Source organism: Pseudomonas sp. B19125, from assembly GCF_044218855.1.
GTDB classification, from domain to species: Bacteria; Pseudomonadota; Gammaproteobacteria; order Pseudomonadales; family Pseudomonadaceae; genus Aquipseudomonas; species Aquipseudomonas edaphica.
Window position 1 is genome coordinate 3,962,492 of sequence record NZ_CP162589.1, and the last position, 15,561, is coordinate 3,978,052.

The following is a 15,561-nucleotide window of genomic DNA, read 5'->3' on the forward strand; positions in this document are numbered from 1 at the left end:
GAACCACCATGCTCAAGCCTTACCGTATCGGCCAGATCGTGCCGAGTTCGAACACCACCATGGAAACCGAGATCCCGGCGATGCTTAACGCGCGCCAGGCGATCCGCCCCGAACGCTTTACCTTTCACTCCAGCCGCATGCGCATGAAGCAGGTGCGCAAGGAAGAACTGGCGGCCATGGACGGCGAGTCCGACCGCTGCGCCATCGAGCTGTCCGACGCCAAGGTCGACGTGCTGGGTTATGCCTGCCTGGTGGCGATCATGGCCATGGGTCTGGGTTATCACCGCAACTCCGAACAGCGCCTGCGTCAAGCCACCGCCGATAACGACGCCAACGCCCCGGTGATCACCAGCGCCGGCGCCTTGATCGAAGGCTTGAAAGTGATGGGTGCCAAGCGCATCGCCATCGTCGCGCCGTACATGAAGCCACTGACCGAGCTGGTGGTGAACTACATCCGCGAAGAAGGCTTTGACGTGGTGGACTGGCGCGCCCTGGAGATCCCCGACAACCTCGAAGTGGCGCGCCACGACCCGGCCAACCTGCCGGGCATCGTCGCCGGCATGAACCTGGAAGGGGTGGACGTGATCGTGCTCTCTGCCTGCGTGCAGATGCAGTCGCTGCCGGTGGTGGCCAAGGTTGAAGCGCAAACCGGCAAACCGGTGCTCACCGCCGCCATCGCCACCACCTACGCGATGCTCAAGGCGTTGGACCTGGAACCTATCGTGCCCGGTGCCGGTGCCTTGCTGTCCGGCGCTTACTGACACTCGTGGTGAATGAGCTTATGTGGCGAATGAGCTTGTTGTGGCGAGCGAGCTTGCTCGCGCTGGGCTGCGAAGCGGCCCCAAAAAAGCGGGAGCGCTGCGCACTCCAGCGCGAGCAAGCTCGCTCGCCACATAAGCTCGCTCGCCACACAAAAATGAGGGGTTGAGAAGATGAACAACCAATCCGCCGACGCCAACTACCAGGGCGTCTGGGGCAATCGCATCGGCTTCGGCAAAAAATCTGCGCTGCTGATGATCGACTTTATGCAGGGTTACACCACCGAAGGCGCGCCGCTGTATGCCCCCGAAGTAGTGGTGGCCGTAGCTGAAAGTGTCGAATTGCTGGCCACCGCTCGCCGGCACGCAATTACGGTGGTGCACACTAATATCCGCTACCATCCCGGCCATTTCGCCGATGGTGGTATCTGGGTTAAGAAAGCCCCGGTGATGAAAGACATGGTCGAGGGCAACCCGCTCGCAGCGTTCTGCCTCGAGGTATTGCCCCAGGCGGATGAAGTGGTGATCACCAAACAGTACGCCAGCGCCTTCTTCGGCAGCAGCCTGGCCCCGATGCTGCACGCCCAGGGCATCGACACTGTGGTGCTGGCCGGCTGTTCCACCAGCGGCTGCATCCGCGCCACGGCCGTGGATGCGGTGCAGCATGGGTTTCGCACCATTGTCGTGCGCGAATGCGTCGGCGACCGACACCCGGCGCCCCATGCAGCCAACCTGTTCGACATCGACAGCAAGTATGGCGATGTCGTGAGCAAGCAGGAGGCGATGAGCAAGTTCAGGGAGCAATAAAGGTTACGAAGAACTGCGCCATAGAGCGCGGTCTTGCACAAAACTGTGAGCCGCCCCCGCCCAACGGTGGGAGCTGGCTTGCCTGCGATGACGGAGTGTCATGCAGCATAATTGTTGCTGATCCACCGCTATCGCAGGCAAGCCAGCTCCCACATTAAAAAGCCGGTGCAGCTTTCAGTCTTCTGACACTGCCTTTGGATGTCGCTTTTACAGCACTCCGAAGTGCTGGAAAAAAGCGGCTGTATAAAAACCATAAGTCACCGCCAGGAGACACCCCAATGCCCATTGCGAATGCAGCGCCCGCGACCACGGTCGCCGACCCCGTTACCACGCTCTACCACAAGATCACCTGGAAGCTGATTCCGTTCCTGTGTTTCTGCTACCTGGCCGCCTACCTGGACCGCATCAACATCGGCTTCGCCAAGTTGCAGATGCTCGACCAGTTACACTTCAGCGAAACCGCGTTCGGCCTCGGTGCCGGCTTGTTTTTCGTCGGCTATATCATCTTTGAGGTGCCCAGCAACCTGGTACTTGAACGAGTGGGCGCGAAGATCTGGATCGCGCGCATCATGATCACCTGGGGCCTGCTCTCGGCCTGCACCATGCTGGTCACCTCCACCACCCAGTTCTACATCCTGCGCTTTCTGCTCGGCGCCGCCGAAGCCGGCTTTTTGCCGGGGGTTTTGTATTACCTGACCACTTGGTTCCCGACGCACCGACGCGGGCGCATCATCGCGCTGTTCATGATCGGCCTGCCGCTGTCGAGCGTCATCGGCGGCCCGCTGTCGGGCTGGATCATGGGCCACTTCGACAACATGGGCGGCCTGCGTGGCTGGCAGTGGTTGTTCCTGATCGAAGCGGTGCCCAGCGTATTGCTCGGCGTGCTGACTTTCTGGGCGCTGCCCAACACCTTCCAACAGGCCAAATGGCTGTCGGACGAAGAAAAGGCCCTGCTGGAAAGCGAACTGCGCAAGGACGAAGCCGGCGCCACCGGCAGCAAGCACAGCTTCCGTGACGGCTTCTTCAACCTCAAAGTGTGGATGCTCGGCGGTATCGACTTCTCGATCCTGCTCAGCGCCTATGCCATGGGGTTCTGGATGCCGACCTTCATCCGCAATGCCGGGGTCACCGACACCTTCCATATCGGCGTGCTGACTGCATTGCCCAGCGTTGCGGCGCTGCTGGGCATGCTGCTGATCGGCGCCAGCTCCGACAAACACCGCGAACGCCGCTGGCACATCATCGTGCCGTTCTTCATCGGTGCGGCGGCCATGGCCACCAGCACGTTCTTTACCCACAGCGTGGTCGCCACCGTGTTGCTGTTCGCCATTGCCTCAGCCGCGATCATCGGCGCCGTGCCGGTGTTTTTCAGCCTGCCGGCAACCTTCCTCAAAGGCACCGCAGCGGCGACCGGCTTTGCCCTGGCCTGTTCGGTGGCGAATATCGCAGGCTTAGTGAGCAACTCGTTGATGGGAGTTGCCATCGACGTCACCGGCAGCAGTGCGGGTGCCTTGTGGTTTTTCGCCGGCTGCCTGATCCTCAGCAGCTTCCTGGTCATCGCCTTGCCGGCGAAACTGGTGAACCGTTAATAACAACAATTTTTTGCGGATGAATCACCATGCAAGGTTTTCTTAAAAGCTGCGCGTTGCTTGTCGCCGTCGGCCTGTGTGCCGGCACGGCACAGGCAGCGCAAACCGCGCCTGAAAAAGTCATCTTCGACACCGACTTCAACGTGCTCAATGATGACGGCCAGGCCTTTATCATGCTCGCGCAGTTGCACGCGCAAAAACGCATCGACCTGCTGGGCATGACCCTGGTCAGCGGCAATGCCTGGGTCGACCAGGAACAGGTCGACGCCCTCAAGGCCGTAGAGCGCATGGGCGTGGAAAAACAGGTCGGCGTCTACTCCGGCGCCGCCTACCCGTTGCTGCATGACTACGCCACCTACGAGGCAGAAAAAGCCCTGTTTGGTTCGGGCTGGCCGGGCGCGTTCAAACACCCGCGCCCGACTTCACCCGCGCAGCTGGTCGCGCCACCGGATGGCCTGGCCACCCACACCCAGCTGCGCAGTGAAACCGCCGCGCAGTTCATTGTGCAAAGCGTGCGGGCCAACCCGCACCAGGTGACCATTCTGGCCGTCGGCCCGCTGACCAACATCGCCCTGGCGATTCGCTCGGCGCCGGATATCGTGCCGCTGATCAAGCGCATCGTGTACATGGGCGGTGCCCTGGAGATTCCGGGCAACACCACGCCGGCGGCGGAATTCAACTGGTGGTTCGACCCGGAGGCCGCGAAGATTGTGTTGCGCTCACCCATCGAACACGTGATTTTCCCCAACGATGTGTGTGAGAAAGTCACCTTCGACAAGTCGGTGTACCAGCGCGTGATAGCCCACAAAGGTGCGATTGCCGATCTCTACAAGCACGAGTTCGGGCCGCTGTTCGACAAAGACCCGAGCTACCACAGCTTTACCTGGGACAGCTTGCCGGCGCTGTTTCTGGTGAGCCCGGAGATTGTCACTGAGTCTCGCGACCTGTGGGTGGATGTGGACGCCACGTTTGGCGCCGACTACGGCCGGGCGCTGGGCTACAAAAAAGGCGCGCCGGTGGGCACGCAAAAAGCCAAGGTGGTGTTTGGTGTCGACCAGCAAAAATTCTGGGATGGCTACGTCAACCTTGTAACCTTGCCAACACCCGTAAAACCCTGACGTTTTAAAGCTGAACACGATCTAAATGTGTGGGCGGGCTTGCCGTGGCGAGCAAGCTTGCTTGCGCTGGGGTGCGAAGCGCCCCCAAAAAAGCCGGCTCCCACACTTTACGGGTGACATGCCCGCAGTATCTGCAGCAGCCTCAATGCCAGTTCATTGGCCTGTGCGGCCGTCGCCACATTGGTAAAGCCCATCAACAACCCCTGCCCACCTCCCGGCTCAAGGGTCCACGCTGACAATGCGTTAACCGCCAACCCCGCCTCATTGGCTGCCATGGCAACTACCTGATCCGGAACAGGCACCCGCAACCGCGCCAACAGGTTAATCCCCCCGGCCTGTTCATCCACGCGTAAAAAATCCGCGCAATGGGCCTGTAACGCGGCGACCAAAAAGCCCCTTCGCAGCGCATACAACTGACGCATCTTTTTCAAGTGCCGGGTGAAATGGCCCTGCTCGAGAAAATCCGCCGCGGTCAGTTGCAACAACTGCGCACCGCGCTGCTGCAAGGCCTCGGCGCTGCGCCCAAACACCTCCACCAAGGCTGCCGGCACCACCAGATAGCCCAGGCGCAAGCCCGGAAACAGCATTTTGCTGAAGCTCCCGGCATGGATCACTCGGTCGTGCACATCCTGGCTCTTGAGCGCCGCCAATGGCTGGCCCTGGTAGCGAAACTCGCTGTCGTAATCATCCTCCAGCACCCAACTGCCCTGCTTCTGCGCCCAGGCCAGCAAGGCCTGGCGGCGCGTCAGGCTCAACGCCACACCCAGCGGGCTCTGGTGGGCCGGCGTCACAATCGCCAGCCGTGCTTGCCGATCACGCTGGATGCCCTGCTCAACATCCAGCCCTTCACGGTCGACCGGTACCGGCACCAGCTCAACCCCTTGATGCCTCAATAACTGCCGCGCATGCACATAGCCCGGGTCTTCGTACCAGCAACGTTGCCCGGCCATTTGCAGTGCATCGCACAACAGCGTCAGGGAGCCGGCATACCCCGAACAGATAAATACCTGCTGGGGCGTACACTCCACGCCTCGGTACAACGCGAGATAGCTGGCAATCGCCACGCGTAACGCCTGGGCGCCGCGCACATCGCCCATGGCCAGGCTGTCGGCGTCGGTGCGGCGCACTTGCTGGGTGACCAGCCGTGCCCATAGCTTGCGCGGGAAGGCATCCAGCGCCGGCTGGCCCATTTGCAAGGCTGGCGGCGCCGATGTCGGCGGTGGTGCGACGGGCTGGGGCTTCATCGCCACCTGCGGCAATGTCCGCGCAATCACGGTGCCCGCCTGCCCACGCGCCTCAAAAAACCCCTCACTGACCAGCAACTGGTAAGCCGCCTCCACGGTCCCGCGGGCGATCTTGAGTTCCAGCGCCAGGCTGCGCACCGACGGCACCCGATCACCGGGGCCGAGTTGGCCCTGGTCGATGGCCAGCCGGAAGCGGCGGTAGATTTCCTGATATTTGGGCAATGACGACATCACAAGGGGGCTCGGCAGGACGACAAGGTGGAGTCTGATCATGTCCCAACCCACTTGTCCAATCATGCCCCTGTCGAGCAACCCGGCCACCACCGAAAATGGCGCATCTCTTAACGCAACCCAAGGATCACCCATGAAACACCGTCTCGATTACGGCAACGCCGCCCCCGCTGGTTACAAGGCCCTGGGCACCGTGCACAGCTATGTGCATGGCTGTGGCCTGGAGAAAGAACTGATTGAACTGGTGTACCTGCGGGTTTCGCAGCTCAACGGCTGCGCCTATTGCCTGGACTCCCATTCCCGCGGCCTGCTCAAGCAAGGCGCAAGCCTGGAAAAGATCATGCTGCTGGCCGCCTGGCGTGAAGCCTTGCCGTTGTTCACTGTGCGTGAACAAGCCGCCCTGGCCTGGGCCGAAGTGGTCACCCAGGTGGCGCAAACCCACGTGCCGGATGCCGACTACGCCGCCGTGGCAGCGGTGTTCAACGAGAAGGCAGTCGCCGACCTGACCCTGGCCATTTCCTTGATGAACGCCTTGAACCGCGTGGCCATCAGTTTTCGTAAAGTACCGGAGGCGATCAAGGCCCATCTGGAGAACCTTGATGAGCAATGAGCCCATTGAGTTCGCCCTGATGGAAACCGAGACCGACTGCCTCGCAAGCTTTGCCGTGATGCAGCAACTGCGCCCGCACCTGACCGACGCCGCCAGTTTCGCCGCGCAGGTTCAACGCCAGCGCCAGAACGGCTATCATCTGCTGGCCGCACGCGAACACGGCAAAGTCATTGGCCTGGCCGGCTACCGCCTGACGGAAAACACCCTGTACGGCAAGTTCATCTACGTCGATGACCTGGTGGTAGACGCCACCTTGCAGCGCCGACGCCTGGGCGAGCAGTTGCTCGACCGCGTCCGCGAAGAAACCCGCGCACGCGGTTATCGTTACCTGGTGCTGGACACCGGCCTGCATATGGCCCTGGCCCAGCGTTTCTATTTCCGCCAAGGCCTGCTGCCGCGAGGCATGCACTTTTCCCAGGACCTGAGCCAATGACCCGCGCCCTGCTCCTTAGCTTCAGCCCCCACGGCAAGGCCGCGCAGACCTTCAAGCTGGCCCGTGCCTTGCTCAACGACCTGGTGCCTGGCGCAGAGGTCATCGAACGCGACTACGGCAGCCAGGCGCTGGCGCCGCTGACCCGTGAATACGCGAATGCACTCACTACGCCTGGCGGCTTGAGTGGCAGCGCCACGGCGTTGTCGGAACAGCTGATCGTCGAACTGGAAGCCTGCGACCTGTTAATCGTCTGCACGCCGGTGCACAACTTCACCGTACCGGCGGCGCTCAAGGTCTGGATCGACCATGTGGTGCGCATCCATCGCAGCTTTACCATCAATGCGCAGTTCGAAAAAGTCGGCCTGCTCAAGGACCGCCGCACCTTCGTGCTGGTCAGCAGCGGCAATGCGCGCAAGGGGCATGAACCGGACTTTCTCACGCCTTACATGACCACCATCCTGTCTACGGTGGGCATCCACTCGGTGGATTTCGTCTACCTGGGCGCCATGGTGCGCGGTGAAGAAGCGGTCGCTCGGGCCGTGGAACAGGCACACCTGCAGCTATCGGCGGCAATCAGCACTGGCCTATAAAATTAATGGCGCTAGAATCAGCGCCATTCCTGCACCTGCCTCCCTGATACGAGCCACCCATGAGCTTTGATTTCGACACGATCCACCCCCGCCAAGGCACCGGCAGCACCAAGTGGAACCGTTACCCGCAAGACGTTCTGCCGATGTGGATCGCCGACATGGATATCGCCGCGCCACCCGCCGTCCTGCAAGCCCTGCACGCACGCCTCGACCAGCAGGTGCTCGGCTACAGCGTGGCTGGCGCGGATGTGCGCGAAGCCATCATCGCGGACCTGTGGGCCAAGTACGCCTGGCGCGTACAGCCTGAAGAGTTGCTGTTCCTGCCCGGTGTCGAGCCTGGTTTCAATATGGCCCTGCATGCGTTCGTACAGCCGGGCCAGCCCGTGGTGCTGCAAACCCCCAACTACCGGCCGATTCGCCTGGCACCGGGCCACTGGAACCTGCCGCGTATCGAAGTGCCGTTCGAGTTGATCAACGGCGAGTACATGACGCCCATGCCCGCCATGCGCCAGGCGCTGAAGGGTGCCGGTGCGCTGCTGCTGAGCAACCCGCACAACCCAGTGGGCAAGGTCTTTGCGCGTGAAGAACTGTTGGCCGTGGCCAACGCCTGCGTGGAGAACGGTGCACTGATCATCAGTGACGAAATCCACGCCGAGCTGTGCTTTGACGGCCGTCGCCATATTCCCACCGCCAGCCTCAGCCCCGAGATCGCCCAACGCACCATCACCCTGATGTCGGCGAGCAAGGCCTATAACGTCGCCGGCCTGAAGACTTGCTTTGCCGTGGTGCAAAATGCCGAGGTGCGCGAGCGCTTCAACAATGCCCGCTGCGGCATGGTCGACAGCGTCAGCCCGTTGGGCCTGGAAGCCACCCGCGCCGCCTACAGCCAGTGCAGCGAATGGCTGGATGCGCTGGTGCAGTACCTGCAAGCCAACCGCGACTACCTGCTGCACGCCGTGCAAACCCGTTTGCCCGGCGTGGTGATGCACGCGCCACAAGGCACCTACCTGGCCTGGCTGGATTGCAGCGCCCTGGGCCTTGCCGACCCGCAGCAGTTCTTCCTGGAGCAGGCCAGGGTCGGCCTGAGCGCAGGCATCGAATTCGGCGATGACAGCCAGCAATTCGTGCGCCTGAACTTCGGTTGCCCACGATCGATGCTCGAAGAGGGTTTGCAGCGCATGGAACGTGCACTGCGTCACCGCTAAAACGCATTTCACAACGTTTCGCAACGAGTGCCGAACCCCTGCTGTTACTGTTTTTGCCGACCCGTCCCACCGGCAACAGCAGGAGTTCCATGGCATGTCGACCCAGCCGCTTGATCGCTCGTCCGAGCCCAAAAGCCTTCCGCGCACTCTATCAACATCGGGCGAAGCATTTGCTGTGCTGCTCAAGAACAGCGCCCATAAAAAAGTCGAACCCCATGACAAGTCGCCATCGGGGCTCGATGCGAGCAAAAAAGACGGTTATGAACTCGCGGCCAAAGACGCCACGCCGCCTGCTGCCCTGGCCGACTACAAGGCCATCGGCCCGCCCGATGAAGTGGGTCCTGGGTTGATTCGTTATGAAACCCAGGACGGCAAGAAGATCATCGTCAGCGAGCACGACAGCCCGGAGCTGTTCAAGCAGGTCAGCCAGGACTTCAAGTCGCTCTCTGGCGTGGTCGCCAGCCAGAACGCCGGTTATCAGAGCCTGGGCGCCGAGGGCACAGCGCCGGGTGCATTGGCCGATTACAAAGCCCTCGGCCCGCCCGATGAAACCGGCCCTGGCGTGATCCGCTACGAGACCCAGGACGGCGGCAAGTTCGTGATCAGCCAGCGTGACAACCCCGAGGCTTTCCAAAAGGCCAAGGAAGCTTATGAAAGTTTCTCCGGCCTCTCCAGCAGTGAAGATGCCGGTTACCGTCGCGCCACCGACAACGAAGTATGGCCACCCTACGGCGGCACTGCGGTAGGCCCGGTGGACGAAGTGGGTCCCGGGCTGATCCGCTACGAAAGCAACGGCGAAAAAGTCGTCGTCGCCCGTGAAGACAACCCCAAGTTGTTCGACTACCTGGCGGGCCTTAACACGGTGTACTCCGACCCCGGCAAAAAAGCCGTGATTGAAGGCGAACTGAACAACGGTGCAGCCCTGGCCGACGCCAACACGCCCGTGCCCGGGCTCAACGACTACAAGAACTTCAGCTGGAACAACGACCAGAAAGACAGCGTCCTCACCTACGAACTGCAGGATGGCACCAAGGTGGTGGTGTCTGCCGACGTCAGCCCCGAGCTGTTCAAAAGCGTGGCCACGGCGAACGATACCTGGGCCAAGATCCACACCAGTGAAGACGCCGGGTACAAACTGGCCGGGCCGAATGACTTCCTGAAAAACACCGACATCACTTTCGGCTCTCCCGATGAGCTGGGCGACGGCCTGATCCGCTATGAAACCAGCGAAGGCAAGGTCATCGTCTCCAAGGAACTGAGCCCACAGCTCTATGATGACGTGCTGGCCAAATGGGAAGCCTTCAGCGCCAGCTCCATCGACGACACCCGCGCCAAGCACAACCTGCCCAAGGCCGGTGACCTGGATGTGTTGAACATGGACACCGGCGTGCATTCGGACCCCAAGGACGACAAGTCGCCGACCATGAGCGTCAGTGAGTTGGCCACCACCCAACTGATCGACACCTACCGCGCCGGCGTCAAGGACGGCTCGATCCCCAAGGATGACCCACGGGCCAAGCTGGTGCGCGCCCTCGAAGCCCAGGCTGCCTACCAGAACGGCCATGGTATCACCGGCTATGAAGAAGCCAAACGCCCGTTCAACACTACTTGGCGCGAGTCGGATGACAAGCAAACCGAGCTGAGCGCGGCCGACATGCACGACATCATCGACGGCAAGGCCGTGCAAAAGCAGATCGGCGAGCTGTTCAACGACCCGACCATCCAGGCTGACTACAAGTCGAAAATGGACGACGCGCTCAACAAGTTGCCCAACAAGGATGAGGTCAAGCAGAAGCTGCTCGATCTCACCGCCAACCCCGACTACGTGCTGTACCTCAAAGACCTGCAAAACCAGGGCAAGTCCAGCGACGCGCAAAAGGACTTGAGTGACACCCTCACCTCGCTGTCGCTGTTCGACCCCGAAGCCGCCAGCAAGGCCGCGCAAAATATCCAGGCCGACGGCTTGACCACCGACCTTAATGCGATCCTCTCGGACCCGAGCAAAATCTCCGACGACAACAAGGAGCTGGCGACCAAAGACTTGTTCGGCCTGCTCAAGGGCGTGCTCAAGGGCAACCTGCTCGACCTGCCGCGCCGCACCCAGGAAACCCTGGAGAAGTTCCTCAACGAGGGGTTGCAAGGCAAGGAGAAATCGGCCGGTGTCACCAAGGCCCTGGAAGAACTCGGCGAGGTCTACAAGAACAGCGGCACCATCAGCGAAGCCGACGTCAAAAAGGCCCTGAGCAAACCCTATATTGCGGTAGCGGATCGCGGCATGCTCGGTGAGGTGTTCAACACCCTTAACAGCAAAGGCATCCTGGGCTCCCTTGGCGCGGGTGTGACGCTGTTTTCGGCGATTTACCAACTGGTGGGCAAAGGCGGCAAACTCGGCGAAACCCCGGCGCAGCGCATGAGCATCGCCAAGGACTTCCTGAGTTTTGCCGGTGGTTCCAGCCACTTCGTGCGCCTGGGTGACAAGATCGGCGAGACCCTGGGCAAGGGCGGCCTGGTGGACTTCCTGGGCCTGGACAAAACCTTGCCGGAAATCTGGGGCAAGGAAGGCGTGACCGGCAAAATGCTGGATTTTGGCCCCGGCGGCGAGATCGACGCCAAGGTCAGCAAGGAAATCTCCGCGGCGCTGGATGCGGTGCCTGACAGTCAGTACGACGGCATCGGCAAGTTGTTTGGCGAAGGCGATACGGCGGTCAAGCAAGCCACCGATGGCCTGGCCACGCACCTGGATGACGGCCTGGCTGCCGCCGGTGCGGCCAAGTTGGGCGCGTCCAAGTCTGCGAAAATCGCCGGTTCCGTGATCAAGGTGCTCGGCCCGGCCACGGACATCGTCGGAGGGTTTGCCGATATCGTGCTCGGCGCCTTGGCGATCAAGAGCGGCGTCGACAGCAAAGACCCGCTGGCTCAGGCCGCCGGTGGCCTGCAAGTAGCCGGGGGCGCGTTCGGTGCCTCGGCCGGGGTCCTCGGGGCGGCGGCACTGTTTGGCGCAGGCACCGCAGCGGCATTGACCGGGCCGCTGTTTCTGGTCGGCGTGGTGCTGGCGGTGGTGGGCGGGATCATCGGCTACTTTGTCGACCACAACAAAAAGCAGAAGGCCACCAACGCGGAAAACGATTGGTATCGCGGCTTGGCCAACGACGGTTTATTGCAAAACGACTGGGCGGAAAAGGTCGAGTACGCCCACTACGAAATCCACCACTATCACGGCCGCGACACGCCGACCGATGACAGCATCTTTCGCTTCCAGCAATCGGAATGGCAGCACTTTGAGGAGACGCCGAGCAAAGGTGGCTCCTCGAGCAATCGGCTGGATGGGGATTTGCACAAGCACTACGAAGACCCAAACACACCGCCAAAGAACCTGCCCAGCGATGCGCCACCGGACAAACCGCAGCCGCACCCGCCGGGCGGTGGTGGGCCGCGCATCAACTGATGCATTGGGCAGGCTCCCACACATCAATGTGGGAGCTGGTTAATGTGGGAGCTGGCTTGCCTGCGATGCAGACACCTCGGTGTGTCAGGTACACAGAGTTGATGGCATCGCAGCGGTGCGACGATTCGACAAGCCAGCTCCCACATTAGTCCGAGTATGGCTTTGCTGTTGCAGTGGCCCTTACATCCTTTTCGATGACGAAGTCAGCGGTCTTTTGATCTGTGCTTTTGATCTTGATCTGAAATCGCCCCCCAAATCACTGGCGGATTGCGGGCATGCCGAGCCATAGCGAGGCACCGAGTGTTGGGGCGAAGACTTTTTGGTTACTTTTGACTGGGCCGGCATTCCGGTCCTTGCAAAAGTGACCCGCTGTAAGAGCTGAACCATAGGCAGCCGTTACCGCAGCAACAGATATGTACCCCGCCAAAAGACCGCCATCACAGGCACCCCAGCTCTCACACTTGCGAACACATTTACAGCTTGGCAATCGACACTTCAGTCGACTTCACAAAGGCAATCACTTCACTGCCCACTTTTAATTCCAGGTCACGCACCGAGCGGGTGGTGATCACTGATGTGACGATACCGGACGCGGTTTGCACATCAATTTCGGACACCACTTCCCCCAGCAAAATTTCCTTGATCACGCCCTTGAACTGGTTGCGCACGTTGATCGCTTTAATGGTCATGTCGGCTTTCCTTTTGGCTGTTGGGTCAATCCGCACGAATGCGCAGGCCCTCAAAATGCGTTATCGGCACCAACATTAAAAGGAATAAATAAGTCTTTATTTATACGATAAAGGTATATATGAGGTGTTCGCCTGCCAACAGCCATTCAACACTTTGCCCTCTCCCGCCACAGCCGCCCCCATAGAAACCCGCGTAAAGACGCTGCGCACAAGGTGGCACAGAGACTGCATATTCCTTTAAAGCATGATGGAACATGCCGTTTCAATTTTCTGAATATAAGAAAAGCCTTCTCTCAACGCCTTGTCTGGAGCTGTTCCATGAAACCCTTTGCTTTATTGAGTGCCTGCGCCCTCGCCCTGTGCCTGCAACCCCAGGCCTTTGCCGCCGAAACCGACCCCGCCCAGGTCAACCTCGATTACGCCTACTATTCGCCCGTGAGCCTGGTGCTCAAGCATTTCGGCTGGCTCGAACAGGCGCTTCCCCACACCAAGGTCGGCTGGGTGCTGAGCCAGGGCAGCAACCGCTCGCTGGAATACCTCAACAGTGGCGGCGTCGACTTTGCCTCGTCTGCCAGCTTGTCGGCGGTGTTGAGCCGCGCCAATGGCAGCCCGATCAAATCGGTGTACGTCTACAGTCGTGCTGAATGGACCGCACTGGTGGTGCGCAAAGACTCGCCGCTCAACACCGTCACGGAACTCAAAGGCAAAAAAATCGCCGCCACCAAAGGCACCGACCCGTACCTGTTCACCCTGCGCAGCCTGCAACTGGCGGGGCTGAAAAAGGATGATGTGGAGTTGGTGCATTTGCAGCATCCGGACGGCCGCACCGCCTTGGAGAAAGGCGACGTAGACGCCTGGGCCGGCCTTGATCCACACATGGCCGCGAGTGAAATCCAGGCCGGTTCGCGCTTGCTGTATCGCAATAAAGACTTCAACAGCTACGGCGTAATCAGCGTCACCGAGCAATACGCCAAACAGCACCCACAAACCATCACCAAGGTCCTCGGGGCCTATGAGAAGGCGCGTGATTGGGCCGTGAAGCACCCGGATGAATTCGTCAAATTGCTCGCAGACGAAGCCGGCTTGCCGCTGGAAGTGGCCAAGCTGCAATTGTCGCGCACCGACTTGAGCAACCCGCTGCTGAGCGCCAGGGACGTGGCGTCATCCAAGGCCGCCGCGCCGATCCTGGTGTCTGAGGAATTAGTCCGTCGTGGCGTGGATGTCGACCCCGTGATCGATCAGTTGATCGACACTTCGTTTGGCCAAACCCTGCCCAAGCCTTAAGGGAGGCGTGATGACCGATAAAAGCCAAGCACTGCCGCTACCGGCACCCGTGGTGATCAACCGAAGCGCCTGGCCAAAACGGCTCAAGGGCCTGGTGCTGCCGGTACTGATCCTGCTGGTACTGGAGGGCGTGGTACGCATCGGCTGGCTGCCGTCCTACCAGATGCCGGCCCCCAGCGACATCGCAGTGACCCTCACCGACCTGGCCGAAGGCGCGTTGTGGAAACACATCAGCGCCAGCCTGCTGCGGGTACTAGCGGGGTTTGCCATCGGTGCCAGCCTGGCCCTGGTGTTTGCCACCTGGGTGGGGTTGAGCCGTGAAGCCGAAGCGTATCTGGAGCCGACCTTCGCCGGGCTGCGCTCGATTCCGAGCCTGGCCTGGGTGCCGCTGTTGCTGCTGTGGCTGGGTATCGATGAAACCTCCAAGGTCGTGCTGATCGCGATTGGCGCGTTCTTTCCGGTGTACCTCAACGGTGTCGCGGCGATTCGCGATATTGATCGCAAGCTGGTGGAAGTCGGGCAAATGTACGGTTTCAGCCGAGCACGCCTGGTGCGCCGGATTCTGCTGCCCGCCGCCCTGCCCGGCCTGTTCACGGGGCTGCGCAGCGGCTTGAGCCTGGCGTGGATGTTCCTGGTGGCGGCCGAACTGATCGCGGCCACCAAGGGTCTCGGTTACTTGCTCAGCGATGGTCGGGAAACCTCACGGCCAGACATCGTGCTGGCCGCCATTACCGTGTTGGCACTGCTGGGCAAGCTCAGCGATGGCCTGCTCGCAGCCTTGGAGAAACGCTGCCTGGCCTGGCGCGACACCTTCACAGGCGAAGGCGCGGAGCAATGAGTATGAAAGCGTTATTGGAGCTTCGCGTGGCGCGCAAAAGCTTTGCCGGCATTACGGTGCTGAACAACGTGCAGTTGGCGCTGCAACCGCGCGAAACCGTCAGCCTGCTCGGGCCCAGCGGTTGTGGCAAAAGCACGTTGTTGCGCATCGTCGCCGGCCTGGAGACCGACTTCCAGGGCGAACTGCGCAGCCCCGAAGGCGAAGTTGCCTTTGTGTTCCAGGAACCACGGCTGATGCCCTGGCTGACGGTGGAACAGAACATCGGTTTGCGCGATGACAACCACTATGACAAGGCCTGGGTTACCCAGTTGATCGCAGAAGTCGGCCTCACCGGCTTCGCCCAGGCGCTGCCCAAAGCCTTGTCCGGCGGCATGGCGCAACGCGTGGCCATTGCACGCGGGCTGTATTCACGCCCGCAGGTGTTATTGCTTGATGAGCCGTTCAGCGCAGTGGATGCCTTTACCCGCATGAAACTGCAGGACTTGCTGCTGCAACTGGCCGAGCACCATGGGATTGCCTTGCTGCTGGTGACCCACGATGTCGACGAGGCGCTGTACTTGAGTGACCGGGTGCTGGTGATGGACAACCGGCCGAGCAGTATTCGCCGGGAACTGGCAGTCGACCTGCCACACCCAAGGGACCGGCGTGACCCGGCGCTGGCGCAACTCAAGGCACAGTCTTTGACCGAATTGCAGCGCGCGCATGTGATTTAGGTCCCTG

Annotated in this window: 14 protein-coding genes; 12 read left to right on the top strand and 2 right to left on the bottom strand. The window is 61.0% G+C overall.

Features of this window, described 5'->3' with window-relative positions; genetic code table 11:
- Nucleotides 1–8 precede the first annotated feature (8 nt).
- The 4 genes from AB4P96_RS17915 to AB4P96_RS17930 all read left to right on the top strand — a co-directional run bounded on the left by AB4P96_RS17915 (nucleotide 9) and on the right by AB4P96_RS17930 (nucleotide 4,272).
- Entirely contained in the window at nucleotides 9–761 is a 753-nt protein-coding gene (locus tag AB4P96_RS17915; RefSeq protein WP_170038376.1) for an Asp/Glu racemase, read from the top strand.
- 171 nt (nucleotides 762–932) lie between these two features.
- Nucleotides 933–1,565, top strand: a complete 633-nt coding sequence (locus AB4P96_RS17920) for an N-carbamoylsarcosine amidohydrolase (protein ID WP_138454287.1) — start codon at nucleotides 933–935, stop codon at nucleotides 1,563–1,565.
- 278 nt (nucleotides 1,566–1,843) lie between these two features.
- On the top strand, nucleotides 1,844–3,154 hold the full coding sequence (locus tag AB4P96_RS17925; protein ID WP_017135470.1) for an MFS transporter: 1,311 nt from the start codon (nucleotides 1,844–1,846) through the stop codon (nucleotides 3,152–3,154).
- A 29-nt stretch (nucleotides 3,155–3,183) separates the two neighbouring features.
- The gene (locus AB4P96_RS17930; protein ID WP_017135469.1) at nucleotides 3,184–4,272 is read left to right on the top strand and encodes a nucleoside hydrolase; all 1,089 of its coding nucleotides are present in this window, start codon (nucleotides 3,184–3,186) and stop codon (nucleotides 4,270–4,272) included.
- A gap of 107 nt (nucleotides 4,273–4,379) precedes the next feature.
- Here the strand turns inward: AB4P96_RS17930 and AB4P96_RS17935 are convergent, their stop codons facing one another.
- The gene (locus tag AB4P96_RS17935; protein WP_176992275.1) at nucleotides 4,380–5,747 is read right to left on the bottom strand and encodes a PLP-dependent aminotransferase family protein; all 1,368 of its coding nucleotides are present in this window, start codon (nucleotides 5,745–5,747) and stop codon (nucleotides 4,380–4,382) included.
- Nucleotides 5,748–5,880: 133 nt separating this feature from the next.
- Here AB4P96_RS17935 and AB4P96_RS17940 point away from each other — a divergent pair, with 133 nt between their 5' ends.
- The 5 genes from AB4P96_RS17940 to AB4P96_RS17960 all read left to right on the top strand — a co-directional run bounded on the left by AB4P96_RS17940 (nucleotide 5,881) and on the right by AB4P96_RS17960 (nucleotide 12,030).
- Nucleotides 5,881–6,357 carry a carboxymuconolactone decarboxylase family protein gene (locus tag AB4P96_RS17940; protein ID WP_099549884.1) on the top strand — a complete coding sequence of 159 codons (477 nt, stop codon included), beginning with the start codon at nucleotides 5,881–5,883 and terminating at the stop codon, nucleotides 6,355–6,357.
- Complete coding sequence (locus AB4P96_RS17945; protein WP_138453358.1) at nucleotides 6,347–6,790, top strand: GNAT family N-acetyltransferase; 444 nt, start codon at nucleotides 6,347–6,349, stop codon at nucleotides 6,788–6,790. The genes AB4P96_RS17940 and AB4P96_RS17945 overlap by 11 nt, the downstream gene beginning before the upstream one ends.
- On the top strand, nucleotides 6,787–7,380 hold the full coding sequence (locus AB4P96_RS17950; RefSeq protein WP_017135465.1) for an FMN-dependent NADH-azoreductase: 594 nt from the start codon (nucleotides 6,787–6,789) through the stop codon (nucleotides 7,378–7,380). The genes AB4P96_RS17945 and AB4P96_RS17950 overlap by 4 nt, the downstream gene beginning before the upstream one ends.
- Before the next feature lie 59 nt (nucleotides 7,381–7,439).
- Complete coding sequence (locus AB4P96_RS17955) at nucleotides 7,440–8,585, top strand: MalY/PatB family protein (protein ID WP_169985881.1); 1,146 nt, start codon at nucleotides 7,440–7,442, stop codon at nucleotides 8,583–8,585.
- Nucleotides 8,586–8,679: 94 nt separating this feature from the next.
- The gene (locus AB4P96_RS17960; protein ID WP_176992276.1) at nucleotides 8,680–12,030 is read left to right on the top strand and encodes a hypothetical protein; all 3,351 of its coding nucleotides are present in this window, start codon (nucleotides 8,680–8,682) and stop codon (nucleotides 12,028–12,030) included.
- 473 nt (nucleotides 12,031–12,503) lie between these two features.
- On the opposite strand, the gene AB4P96_RS17965 is transcribed toward AB4P96_RS17960, so the two are convergent.
- Nucleotides 12,504–12,719, bottom strand: a complete 216-nt coding sequence (locus AB4P96_RS17965; RefSeq protein WP_003173733.1) for a molybdopterin-binding protein — start codon at nucleotides 12,717–12,719, stop codon at nucleotides 12,504–12,506.
- A 318-nt stretch (nucleotides 12,720–13,037) separates the two neighbouring features.
- On the opposite strand from AB4P96_RS17965, the gene AB4P96_RS17970 reads away from it, so the two are divergent.
- The 3 genes from AB4P96_RS17970 to AB4P96_RS17980 are packed head-to-tail and all read left to right on the top strand — an operon-like array spanning nucleotide 13,038 to nucleotide 15,554.
- The gene (locus AB4P96_RS17970) at nucleotides 13,038–14,003 is read left to right on the top strand and encodes an aliphatic sulfonate ABC transporter substrate-binding protein (RefSeq protein WP_395599881.1); all 966 of its coding nucleotides are present in this window, start codon (nucleotides 13,038–13,040) and stop codon (nucleotides 14,001–14,003) included.
- A gap of 10 nt (nucleotides 14,004–14,013) precedes the next feature.
- On the top strand, nucleotides 14,014–14,841 hold the full coding sequence (locus AB4P96_RS17975; RefSeq protein ID WP_395599882.1) for an ABC transporter permease: 828 nt from the start codon (nucleotides 14,014–14,016) through the stop codon (nucleotides 14,839–14,841).
- Nucleotides 14,838–15,554 carry an ABC transporter ATP-binding protein gene (locus tag AB4P96_RS17980; protein ID WP_017135460.1) on the top strand — a complete coding sequence of 239 codons (717 nt, stop codon included), beginning with the start codon at nucleotides 14,838–14,840 and terminating at the stop codon, nucleotides 15,552–15,554. The genes AB4P96_RS17975 and AB4P96_RS17980 overlap by 4 nt, the downstream gene beginning before the upstream one ends.
- Nucleotides 15,555–15,561 lie beyond the last annotated feature (7 nt).

Bases quoted from the DNA above. Each gene is read 5' to 3' on its own strand.
- AB4P96_RS17950 (WP_017135465.1), top strand. From the start codon at position 6,787: ATGACCCGCGCCCTGCTCCTTAGCTTCAGCCCCCACGGCAAGGCCGCG.
- AB4P96_RS17960 (WP_176992276.1), top strand. From the start codon at position 8,680: ATGTCGACCCAGCCGCTTGATCGCTCGTCCGAGCCCAAAAGCCTTCCG.
- AB4P96_RS17965 (WP_003173733.1), bottom strand. From the start codon at position 12,719: ATGACCATTAAAGCGATCAACGTGCGCAACCAGTTCAAGGGCGTGATC.
- AB4P96_RS17915 (WP_170038376.1), top strand. From the start codon at position 9: ATGCTCAAGCCTTACCGTATCGGCCAGATCGTGCCGAGTTCGAACACC.
- AB4P96_RS17930 (WP_017135469.1), top strand. From the start codon at position 3,184: ATGCAAGGTTTTCTTAAAAGCTGCGCGTTGCTTGTCGCCGTCGGCCTG.
- AB4P96_RS17925 (WP_017135470.1), top strand. From the start codon at position 1,844: ATGCCCATTGCGAATGCAGCGCCCGCGACCACGGTCGCCGACCCCGTT.
- AB4P96_RS17920 (WP_138454287.1), top strand. From the start codon at position 933: ATGAACAACCAATCCGCCGACGCCAACTACCAGGGCGTCTGGGGCAAT.
- AB4P96_RS17935 (WP_176992275.1), bottom strand. From the start codon at position 5,747: ATGTCGTCATTGCCCAAATATCAGGAAATCTACCGCCGCTTCCGGCTG.
- AB4P96_RS17945 (WP_138453358.1), top strand. From the start codon at position 6,347: ATGAGCAATGAGCCCATTGAGTTCGCCCTGATGGAAACCGAGACCGAC.
- AB4P96_RS17955 (WP_169985881.1), top strand. From the start codon at position 7,440: ATGAGCTTTGATTTCGACACGATCCACCCCCGCCAAGGCACCGGCAGC.
- AB4P96_RS17970 (WP_395599881.1), top strand. From the start codon at position 13,038: ATGAAACCCTTTGCTTTATTGAGTGCCTGCGCCCTCGCCCTGTGCCTG.
- AB4P96_RS17980 (WP_017135460.1), top strand. From the start codon at position 14,838: ATGAGTATGAAAGCGTTATTGGAGCTTCGCGTGGCGCGCAAAAGCTTT.
- AB4P96_RS17975 (WP_395599882.1), top strand. From the start codon at position 14,014: ATGACCGATAAAAGCCAAGCACTGCCGCTACCGGCACCCGTGGTGATC.
- AB4P96_RS17940 (WP_099549884.1), top strand. From the start codon at position 5,881: ATGAAACACCGTCTCGATTACGGCAACGCCGCCCCCGCTGGTTACAAG.